The following is a 10127-nucleotide window of genomic DNA, read 5'->3' on the forward strand; positions in this document are numbered from 1 at the left end:
TCGACATGCTGCGCGCCGCCGGGCGTCAGGCGGCGACCCATATCAGCGAGGCGCAGGGGCAGCAGGCGCTCGACGACGCCCAGCGCTTCGACGAGTTCAACCGCCGCTTCGCCTTCATCGCGCACGACATCAAGAATCTGGTCAGCCAATTGTCCCTGCTCTCGCGCAATGCGGAGCGGCACGCCGACAATCCCGATTTCCGCGCCGACATGCTGCTGACGCTCAAGGAGTCGGTGGGCAAGATGAACGACATGCTCGCCCGCCTGTCGCAGCATAACAAGGGTCGGCCCGAAGAGCCGCGCCCGGTGGCGCTGGGGCCGCTGGTCGATCAGGTCGTGCGCAGCCGCGGCCGCCAGCGCGCCATCACCGTCAGCGGTGACGTGCCGGTCGCGCTCGCCGATCCGGCGCGGGTCGAGCAGATACTGGTCCATCTGCTGCAAAATGCGATCGACGCCAGCGATGCCGATCGTCCGGTCGAACTGCATCTGGGCAGCGCGCATGGCCAGGCGACATTGGCCGTGGTCGATCAGGGCTGCGGCATGACCGCCGAATTCATTCGCCGCGATCTGTTCAAGCCCTTTTCGTCCAGCAAGGCCGGCGGCTTCGGCCTCGGCGCTTTCGAGGCGCGCAGCCTGGCCGAGGCGATGGGCGGGCGGATCGACGTGGAAAGCAAACCCGGCGTGGGGAGCCGTTTCACCCTGCGCCTGCCGCTGGCGCCCGCGCCGGCGCGCGATGATGTTCAAGGAAAGGCCGCCTGATGAGCGAGACCCGCCCCAAATTGCTGATCGTCGAGGATGATCCCGGCCTGCAGCGGCAATTGCGCTGGGCCTATGAGGATTATCAGCTCTTCATCGCCGGCGACCGGCTGGAGGCGATCGAGATGCTGCGGATGGAGGCGCCCGATGTGGTGACGCTCGACCTGGGCCTGCCGCCGGACCCGGACGGCACCAGCGAGGGCTTTGCCACGCTGGAGGAGATATTGCGCATCAAGCCCGATACCAAGGTGATCGTGGCGTCGGGCCATGGCGCACGGGAAAGCGCGCTCAATGCCATTTCCGGCGGCGCCTATGATTTCTACCAGAAGCCGGTCGACATTGACGAACTCGGCCTGATCGTCCGCCGCGCCTTCCATGTCCATGCGCTGGAACAGGAAAATGCCCGCCTCGCCGAAGCCGCGCCGGAGGGGGGCAGGGTGCTCGGCCGGATGATTACCGGCGCGCCGGAGATGATGCGGGTCGCCCGCACGATCGAGCGGGTCGCCAGCGCCGATGTCTCGGTCATGCTGCTGGGCGCCAGCGGCACCGGCAAGGAATTGCTGGCGCAGGGGCTGCATGATGCCAGCCCGCGTCGCGGCGGTGCCTTCGTCGCGATCAATTGCGCGGCCATCCCCGAAACCCTGCTGGAATCAGAACTGTTCGGGCATGAAAAGGGCGCCTTCACCGGCGCGGTCAAGACCACGCCCGGCAAGATCGAACAGGCGCAGGGCGGCACCCTGTTCCTGGACGAGGTTGGCGACATTCCGCTGCCCTTGCAGGTGAAGCTGCTGCGTTTCCTGCAGGAACGGGTGATCGAACGGATCGGCGGGCGCCAGCCGATCGCGGTCGACACGCGCATCGTCTGCGCCACCCATCAGGATCTCGATGCGATGATCGCCGCCGCCAGCTTCCGCGAGGATCTCTATTATCGCCTTGCCGAGATCGTCATCCGCATCCCCGCGCTGCGCGACCGGCCGGGCGATCCGGCGCTGCTCGCGCGCCATTTCCTCACCCGCTTCGCGCAGGACATGAACCCGCAGGTCAAGGGCTTCGCCCCCGATGCGCTCGCCGCACTCGACGCCTGGGGCTGGCCGGGCAATGTGCGCGAGCTGGAAAATCGCGTGAAGCGCGCGGTCATCATGGCCGATGGCAAGCATGTGACGGCGGCCGATCTCGATCTGGACGGCGACCGGGCGGAGGGCAGCGAGGTCGTCAATCTCAAGGCCGCGCGCGAAATGGCCGATCGGCGCGCCATTCGCCGGGCGATCGCGCGCACCGACGGCAATATTTCCAGTGCCGCCAAGATATTGGGGATCAGCCGGCCGACCCTCTATGACCTGCTCAAACAATATAAGATGCAGGGCTGATCGATGCGGCGCTCACGCCTGATCCTGCTGGCGGGCCTTGCCCTGCTGCTGCTGGCGCTGGCCGGCCTGTGGCAGTGGCGCGTGCATGAGGCGGACGGCAGTGCAGCCCTCGCGCGCGGGCTCGCTGCGCTGGATGCCGGCGATGCGCGCACCGCCCGGATCGAGCTGATGAACGCCATTCGCGGTAATCCGGCATCGCTCCCGGCGCGGCTGGGCCATGCCCGCGCACTGATGGAGCTGGGCGATGGCGCCGGGGCGCAGGCCGACCTGCTGCGGGCGCGCAAGCTGGGCGCCAGCGTCGCGGACACGAATGGACTGCTGGCGCAGGCGCTGCTGTTGCAGGGCGATGCCGATGGCGCCCTGCGCGCGGTGCAGGCGGGCGAAGGCAAGTCGGCAGAGGCGGCCCGTGTCGCCGCCCGCGCCTGGCAGGCTAAGGGCGACAATGACGCCGCCCAGCGCGCCTTTGACGATGCGCTGCATCTCGCCCCGCGCGCAGCCCGGACCTGGATCGATCTCGGCCGGTTCCGCCTGACATTGGGCGATCAGGCCGGGGCGATTGCGGCGGCGGACAGGGCTCTGACGCTGGCACCGGGCGATCCGGATGCGCTGACCCTGCGCGGCATGCTGATCCGCGATCAATATGGGCTGGTGGCGGCGCTGCCCTGGTTCGAACGGGCGCTGGACGATCATCCCAATGCGCTTGCCCCGCTCACCGAATATGCCGCGACGCTGGCCGATGCCGGCCGCGCGAGCCGCGCGCTCAGCGTCAGCCGGCGCATCCTGGCGCTCGATCCCGGCAATCCGCGCGCCTGGTTCCTTCAGGCGGTGATCGCCGCCCGCGCCGGCCAGATCGATCTTGCCCGCACCCTGCTGGCCCGCACCGATGGCCGGCTGGATGGCGAGCCGGCGACCCGGCTGCTGCGCGGCGTGCTGCATCTGTCGGATGGCAATGCCGTGCTGGCGGCCGATGCGCTGGGGCCGCTGGTGGCGATGCAGCCCGACAATCGCGTGGCGCGCACGCTGCTCGCCCGCGCATCCTATCTGACCGGCGACTATGCCGGCACGGCGGCGACGCTCGCGCCCCTTGTCGATCGCCATGATGCCGATCCCTATGTGCTGACGCTGGCGGCCCGCGCGCAGGAGCAGCTGGGCGATCGCGCGCAGGCCGATGCGCTTCTGGCCCGCGCGTCCTGGCCGGTGCGTCCCTCGTCGGACCTGCTGGGCGGGACGAATGCCGTCATGACGCCGCCGGCCGATATCGCCACTGCGGCCGACAATATCCCCTATATCCGCGCGCTGCTGATGCAGGGGCGCACGGGAGAGGCGGTCGACCGCGCCGCGCTGTTGGCGCGCGCCAATCCCGGCGCGCCGGCCGCCCATGTTGTGCTGGGCGATGCGCTGGTCGCCGCCGGTCGGCCGGCCGATGCCGCCCGCAGTTTCGAGGCGGCGGCCAATATCCGGTTCGATCGCAATGCCGCGCTGCGGCTGGTCGCGGCCTGGAGCGCGGCGGGCGATCCCGCTCGCGCGCTGCAACTCATCCGCCTGTTCCTGGCGCAGAACCCGATGGATGTGGAGATGCAGCGACTGGCGGCCGGGGCGGCGATGCAGGCGCATGACTGGCGCGGCGCGCTGCGCCTGTTGCAGGCGGTGGAGGCGCAGACGGGCGGCCATGATGCGCTGCTGATGGCCGATCTGGCCCGCGCGAGCCTGGAAACCGATGCGCCCGGCAAGGCGCGCCTCTATGCCGCCCAGGCCTATCGCCTGATGCCGGCCAATCCGGTCACCGCCGACATCTATGGTCTGGTGCTGCTGCGCACCGATGCGAAGGGGCCGGCGGCGATCGACCTGCTCGAAAAGGCGGTCGCCCTCGCGCCGCAAAACCCGCCCTTCCAGCTCCATCTGGGGCAGGCCTATGCCGCTGCCGGGCGCAAGGCGGAGGCGAAGCGCGCTTTGTCGCGCGCGGCAGCCGCCAATTTCCCCGATCGCCAGCAGGCGGTGAAGGCGCTCGCTTCATTGTAAAAAAAAAGCGCCCCGCGGGACGCTCTTCTTCAGACCTTCTGGCTGTCCAGTTCGTCGAGCCGGATGCCCAGCCGCCTTATCTGCGCCGCGACCGGCGGCCACACGCTTTCCAGGAAGCGGCTGCGTTCCGCCTCGCGCAGTTTGCGGGTCGCGCCATCGGCGACGAACATGCCCACGCCGCGTTTCACGACGACCAGACCATCATCCTGAAAGCTCTGATAGGCCTTGGCCACGGTCAGCGGATTGGCGCCCTGCTGCGCGGCAAAGGCGCGGACCGAGGGGAGGAGGTCGCCATCACGATAGTCCCCATCCAGGATGGAGGCGGCAATGATCTCGCGAAGGCGGAGATAGACGGGTTTGGATTCGTCGCTCATAAGTGCATCAGTGCCATAATACAGCCGTGCAGGTCAATGGACCTTGTTACGTGGAAGCCCGTATTTTCGGCAATTATCTGTCCCATGTCGATACGATATCGTTATAATCTGGCCGGGGCCGTTCTTCCAGCGCGCGTGAGGGCGTGCCGATGAAGACGAATCCGGCCAGCCGCTCGTCCGCGCTGCCAAAGGCGTCGCGCACATCGTCATTGAAGCTCGGCCATCCGGTCAGCCAGCCGCCGGCAAAGCCCAGCGCATGGGTGGCGTGCAGCAGGTTCATGATCGCGGCGCCGGCCGACAATTCCTGCTCCCAGACCGGGATCTTGCTGCCCGCGACCGGCTTTGACAGCGCCACCACCAATGTCGGCGCCTGATGCGCGAACTGGTGCATCGCCTCGATCTCCAGCCGCCCGGCCTCCGGCTTCTCGGCGCGATAGGCGGCCTCCAGCAGCGCGGCCAGCTTTTCCCTTTTGTCCTGCGGCACGATCACGAAGCGCCAGGGGGCCAGCTTGCCATGATCGGGCGTGCGCAGCGCGACTTCGAGGATCTGGCGCAGCTGCGCATCGTCCGGGCCGGGCGCGATCAGGTCGCGCGGCTTGCCGGAACGGCGGGTCTGCAGCAGGGTGAGGGGGCTGGAAAGGTCGTTGAACATCGGTTGCCAAATGGGACGCTTTGCCGCCGGACGCAAGGGCGAAGGGCGCACTTCCTATCGCTTCAACCCTGCTTTGACTCTGCCCACCTTTCCCCTCTAGGGTCCGCGCCATAACGCCGCCGCTTTCGCCGGCCGGCACAAAAAGACAATTTCAAGGGGGTCCGATGGCGACCGCAATCACCGTACCGGCGGAGGCAGGCAAGACCTGGCTCGGCCATCCGCGCGGCTTGTTCCTGCTGTTCTTCGCGGAAATGTGGGAACGTTTTTCCTATTATGGCATGCGTGCCATCCTGATTTTCTACCTCACCAAACATTTCCTGTTCGGCGAGGACAAGGCCTATATCCTCTACGGCGCCTATACCTCGCTGGTCTATATCACCCCGGTGATAGGCGGCTATCTGGCCGACCGGTTCCTGGGCCCGCGCAAGGCGGTGCTGGTGGGCGGCGTATTCATCGCCATCGGCCATTTCCTGATCGCCATCACCGAAGGGCCGGGGGGGCAGGATGCCTTCTATCTCAACGGTTTCTATTTGGCGCTGGCCAGCATCATCGTCGGCACCGGCTTCCTGAAGGCCAATATCTCGGTGCTGGTGGGCGAACTTTATCCCCGTGACGATCATCGCCGTGACCCGGCCTTCTCCATCTTCTACATGGGCATCAACCTGGGCGGGGCCAGCGGACCGATCGTCTGCGGCCTGCTGGGCGAACTGTGGGGCTGGAGCTGGGGCTTCGGCGCCGCCGGCGTCGGCATGCTGCTCGGCCTCGTCATGTTCGTCTGGCTGCGGCCCTGGCTGCTGGGCAAGGGCGAGCCGCCCGCGCCGGAAAAGCTGCGCGCGCCGGCGATCGGCACGATCTCGCAGGAATGGACCATCTATGCCAGCGCCGCGCTGGGCGTGGCGGCGATCTGGATGGTCATCCGCTATGCCGAACTGCTGGGCTATACGCTGCTGATCTTCTCGGCCCTGACCGTCGCCTACATATTGTGGCGCTCGGTCACGGTGCTGACCAAGGTGGAGCGCAACCGGATGTTCGCCGCGCTCTTCCTGATCGCGCTCAATCCGCTCTTCTGGGGCCTGTTCGAACAGACCGGTTCCTCGCTCAACATCTTCACCGACCGCAATGTCGATCGCGTCATCCTGGGCTGGGACGTGCCGGCCTCTTTGTTCCAGTCGGTCAATTCCATCTACATCATCCTGCTCGCGCCGCTGTTCGCGGTGCTGTGGACCTTCCTCGACAAGCGCCGGCTGGAACCCTCCTCGCCCGCAAAGTTCGGCATCGGCCTCATCCTGTGCGGTGCCGGCTTCCTGGTGCTGGTCGCGGGCGCGGCGATGGCCGGCCAGTCGCTGACGCCGGTGATCTTCGTCTTCCTCATCTACCTGCTCCACACCATGGCGGAACTCTGCTTCTCGCCGGTCGGCCTGTCGGCGATGACGCGCCTGTCGGTGTCGAACATGGTCGGGCTGGTGATGGGCACCTGGTTCCTGGCGATGGCCGCGGGCAATTTCATCGCTGGCCTGATCGCGCGCGCCACCGGCAGCGGAGAAGCGGGCGACGTGACCCAGGTGCTGGACGTCTACAGCCGCATCGGCTGGTTTTCCGTGGTGGTCGGCGGCCTGGTGCTGCTGGTCTCGCCCTATGTGAAACGCATGATGCATCTCGATCTCATTGCCGCTGAAAAGGGGAAACAGGCATGAACGCACGCAGCAAGCTGCTGCTGGGGCTGGCGCTGGTCGCGACCGGCATGACCGCGCCGGCGGTCGCCAAGAAGGAAAAGGATCAGCCGGCACCGGCGTCTCAGGGCAGTTCGGCCGAGCCGGACAATCCCTATCCTTCGACCTACAAGCCCTATCCGGGCGTGGCGACCGCGATCCGCGGCGCAACCATCTTCGATGGTGAAGGCGGGCGGATCGACAAGGGCGTCGTCTTCCTGTCGGGTGGCAAGATCACCTCGATCGGCGGCCCCGACACGCCGATCCCGGCCGACATCGCGGTGTTCGACGGCACCGGCAAGTTCGTGACGCCCGGCGTCATCGACATTCACAGCCATCTGGGCGTCTATCCCTCGCCTGCTGTGGACGCGCATTCCGACGGCAATGAAATGACCTCGCCGGTCACGCCCCATGTCTGGGCCGAACATTCGGTCTGGCCGCAGGATCCGGGGTTCGGTCGCGCACTCGCCAATGGCGGCGTCACCACGCTGCAGATCCTGCCCGGTTCGGGTAATCTGTTCGGCGGCCGCAGCGTGATCCTGAAGAATGTCCAGGCGCGCACCATGCAGGGGATGAAGTTCCCCGGCGCGCCCTATGGCCTGAAGATGGCCTGTGGCGAAAACCCCAAGCGCGTCTATGGCGCCAAGGGCCGCGAACCCAGCACCCGCATGGGCAATATGGCGGTCGATCGCCAGACCTGGATCAAGGCGCGCGAATATCAGAAGAAGCGCGCTGCCGGTAAGGACCAGACCCGTGACCTGGGCATGGAGACGCTGGCCGACGCGCTGGAAGGCAAGATCCTGGTCCAGAACCATTGCTACCGCGCCGACGAGATGGCCAATGTGATCGATATGTCGAAGGAGTTCGGCTACAAGGTCACCGCCTTCCACCACGCGGTCGAGGCCTACAAGATCGCCGACCTGCTGCGCGAGAACGGCATCTGCGCCGCCATGTGGGGCGACTGGTATGGCTTCAAGATGGAAGCCTATGACGGGATCAAGGAAAATGTCCCGCTCGTCCACCAGGCCGGCGCCTGCGCCATCGTCCATTCCGATGACGAGAATGGCATTCAGCGGCTGAACCAGGAAGCGGCCAAGGCATTGGGCGCGGGCCGTCGCATGGGCATCAATATCCCTGACGAGATCGCCTGGACCTGGCTCGCCATCAATCCGGCCAAGGCGATGGGCATCGCCGACCAGACCGGCAGCCTGAAGGTCGGCAAGATGGCCGACGTCGTGCTGTGGAACGGCAATCCGTTCAGCACCTATACCCGGCCGGAAAAGGTCTGGGTCGATGGCGCCTTGCTCTATGACGCCAATGATCCCAAGCGGCGCCCGGTAACCGACTTCGAACTCGGCCAGATCGGCGCGGGAGACGTGAAATGACGATGAAGACCGCAATCCGCGCCGCCGCCGCGCTGCTCGCCATTGCCGCCTCGCCCCTGGCGCTGGCCCAGACCATCGCCATCACCGGCGCTACCCTGGCGATCGGTGACGGGTCGGAACCGATCCAGAATGGCACCGTGGTCATTTCCGCCGGCAAGGTGGTGGCCGCCGGGGCCGGCGTTGCCGTGCCGGCCGGCGCCAGGACCATCGACGCCAGCGGCAAATGGGTGACGCCCGGCATCGTCTCGGGCTTCTCGCGCGTGGGCCTGGCCGAAGTGCCCGGCGTCAAGGAAACCAACGACATCAACGCCCGCACGCCCTTCTCGGCCGCGATCGACGTTGCGCCGGCGATCAACCCGCTGGCCAATCCGATCGCGATCAGCCGCACCGCCGGCGTGACCCGCGCGGTGGTCGTTCCCGCAACCGGCAACGGCATCTTCGCCGGGCAGGGCGCGGTGGTCGATCTGGGCGCCGACATGGACCCGATCACCAAGGCGCGCGCCTTCCAATATGTCGAGATGGGCGAAGAGGGTGCGGAGGATGCCGGCGGCAGCCGACCGGCCGCTTACCTCACCTTCAAGATGATGCTGCGCGAGGCGCAGGATTATGCCAGGGCCCCCGCCAGCTATGATGGCCGGTCGAAGGACGCGCTGCTCAACCGCGTCGATGCCGAGGCGCTGGTCCCGGTCGTCACCGGCGCGATGCCGCTGATGATCCATGTCGAAAGCGCGCGCGACATTCTCGGCGTGCTGGCGCTCCGGAAGGACTTCCCGGCGCTGAAGCTGATCCTCGCCGGCGCGACCGAGGGCTGGATGGTGGCGAGCCAGATCGCCGCTGCCAAGGTGCCGGTGATCGCCGGCGGGCTCGACGACCTGCCCTCGAGCTTCGAGAAGCTGGCCGCGACCCAGAGCAATGTCGGCCGCATGGTGAAGGCGGGCGTGCCCGTCGCCATGGGCCTGATGGACCGGGACGAAGCGCTGCAACTGCGCCTCGCCACCCAGCAGGCGGGCAATATGGTCGCCCTCAACAAGGTGCCGGGCGCCACTGGCCTCAGCTGGGGCCAGGCGCTGCGCAGCATCACCTCCGCCCCGGCGGAGGCGATGGGGCTGGGCGACCGGATCGGCTCGCTCAAGGCCGGCAAGGCGGGCGATGTGGTGATCTGGGACGGCGATCCGCTGGAAATGGAATCGGCACCGGTCGCGGTGTGGATCGACGGCATCCAGCAGCCGATCGACAATCGCCAGACCAAGCTGCGCGACCGCTACGCCACCCCGGCCGAAGGCAGCCTGCCCAAGGCCTATGAATGGTAAGATGGGGAAGGGGGCCACGGCCCCCTTTTTCATGCCGCGCACATCTGCCGGCAAAATGCGGGGGCCATGGCACCAAAGGCAACCCTGCCTCGTTGGGGCAGGACGCAACCGCGATAGGAGAGGCCCCATGCCCGATGAACTGAATGAAGCCCTCGAGCGGTTCCAGATGTTTGCCGCCCGCTTCAAACTGGATGATCTGATCGATGCCGAAAGCGGCTTCACCGGCAACGACGCCGCTCTGCTGGCCGGCGAAGTCGAAATGGCGATCCAGACCAGAGGCATGCAGGGCAGCCCCGAGCCGGATATAGACGGCAGCCTGTTCTAGGCAGCACGAAAGGCCAGGACAGTCTGGAAACGGGCATTGCCCATCATTGCGAGCGTAGCAAAGCAATGATGATGTCGGACTTTGGCGGCTAACGACCAGAATCTGACGTTTCCTACTCCCCTCCCTTCCAGGGAGGGGCCGGGGGTGGGTGCGCCGCGTAGCGGCGGTCTACGGTCGATAGGGCAGAAGCTCGCTGCGCTCGCAACCCACCCCAACCCCTCCCTGGAAGGG

The 10127-nt window shown here is 66.9% G+C and carries 9 protein-coding genes; 7 read left to right on the top strand and 2 right to left on the bottom strand.

Annotated elements, in window-relative coordinates; translation table 11 throughout:
• The 3 genes from CG471_RS27305 to CG471_RS27315 all read left to right on the top strand — a co-directional run.
• Nucleotides 1–758 (top strand): ATP-binding protein (locus CG471_RS27305; RefSeq protein ID WP_257211707.1); only part of this gene is annotated, 758 nt, incomplete at its 5' end.
• A complete protein-coding gene (gene prsR / locus CG471_RS27310) occupies nt 758–2122 on the top strand; it encodes a PEP-CTERM-box response regulator transcription factor (protein WP_099234390.1) in 1365 nt (454 codons plus the stop codon). The genes CG471_RS27305 and prsR, both read left to right, overlap by 1 nt.
• Before the next feature lie 3 nt (nt 2123–2125).
• A complete protein-coding gene (locus tag CG471_RS27315) occupies nt 2126–4141 on the top strand; it encodes a tetratricopeptide repeat protein (RefSeq protein WP_099234391.1) in 2016 nt (671 codons plus the stop codon).
• A gap of 29 nt (nt 4142–4170) precedes the next feature.
• Here CG471_RS27315 and CG471_RS27320 read toward each other — a convergent pair whose 3' ends face one another.
• Complete coding sequence (locus tag CG471_RS27320; protein WP_004211328.1) at nt 4171–4515, bottom strand: GntR family transcriptional regulator; 345 nt, start codon at nt 4513–4515, stop codon at nt 4171–4173.
• A 73-nt stretch (nt 4516–4588) separates the two neighbouring features.
• On the bottom strand, nt 4589–5167 hold the full coding sequence (locus CG471_RS27325) for a nitroreductase (RefSeq protein ID WP_037511276.1): 579 nt from the start codon (nt 5165–5167) through the stop codon (nt 4589–4591).
• A 164-nt stretch (nt 5168–5331) separates the two neighbouring features.
• On the opposite strand from CG471_RS27325, the gene CG471_RS27330 reads away from it, so the two are divergent.
• From CG471_RS27330 to CG471_RS27345, 4 genes are all read left to right on the top strand, one after another.
• Complete coding sequence (locus CG471_RS27330) at nt 5332–6861, top strand: peptide MFS transporter (protein ID WP_099234392.1); 1530 nt, start codon at nt 5332–5334, stop codon at nt 6859–6861.
• Nucleotides 6858–8261 carry an amidohydrolase gene (locus CG471_RS27335; RefSeq protein ID WP_099234393.1) on the top strand — a complete coding sequence of 468 codons (1404 nt, stop codon included), beginning with the start codon at nt 6858–6860 and terminating at the stop codon, nt 8259–8261. The genes CG471_RS27330 and CG471_RS27335 overlap by 4 nt, the downstream gene beginning before the upstream one ends.
• Nucleotides 8258–9571 (top strand): amidohydrolase family protein, encoded by a 1314-nt coding sequence (locus CG471_RS27340; RefSeq protein ID WP_099234394.1) that lies wholly within the window; start codon nt 8258–8260, stop codon nt 9569–9571. The genes CG471_RS27335 and CG471_RS27340 overlap by 4 nt, the downstream gene beginning before the upstream one ends.
• A 127-nt stretch (nt 9572–9698) precedes the next feature.
• Complete coding sequence (locus CG471_RS27345; RefSeq protein ID WP_099234395.1) at nt 9699–9896, top strand: hypothetical protein; 198 nt, start codon at nt 9699–9701, stop codon at nt 9894–9896.
• Nucleotides 9897–10127: the final 231 nt, after the last annotated feature.

The organism is Sphingobium sp. IP1 (assembly GCF_002708645.1).
Taxonomy (GTDB): domain Bacteria; phylum Pseudomonadota; class Alphaproteobacteria; order Sphingomonadales; family Sphingomonadaceae; genus Sphingobium; species Sphingobium yanoikuyae.

Bases quoted from the DNA above. Each gene is read 5' to 3' on its own strand.
- CG471_RS27325 (WP_037511276.1), bottom strand. From the start codon at position 5,167: ATGTTCAACGACCTTTCCAGCCCCCTCACCCTGCTGCAGACCCGCCGT.
- CG471_RS27340 (WP_099234394.1), top strand. From the start codon at position 8,258: ATGACGATGAAGACCGCAATCCGCGCCGCCGCCGCGCTGCTCGCCATT.
- CG471_RS27330 (WP_099234392.1), top strand. From the start codon at position 5,332: ATGGCGACCGCAATCACCGTACCGGCGGAGGCAGGCAAGACCTGGCTC.
- CG471_RS27335 (WP_099234393.1), top strand. From the start codon at position 6,858: ATGAACGCACGCAGCAAGCTGCTGCTGGGGCTGGCGCTGGTCGCGACC.
- CG471_RS27315 (WP_099234391.1), top strand. From the start codon at position 2,126: ATGCGGCGCTCACGCCTGATCCTGCTGGCGGGCCTTGCCCTGCTGCTG.
- prsR (WP_099234390.1), top strand. From the start codon at position 758: ATGAGCGAGACCCGCCCCAAATTGCTGATCGTCGAGGATGATCCCGGC.
- CG471_RS27345 (WP_099234395.1), top strand. From the start codon at position 9,699: ATGCCCGATGAACTGAATGAAGCCCTCGAGCGGTTCCAGATGTTTGCC.
- CG471_RS27320 (WP_004211328.1), bottom strand. From the start codon at position 4,515: ATGAGCGACGAATCCAAACCCGTCTATCTCCGCCTTCGCGAGATCATT.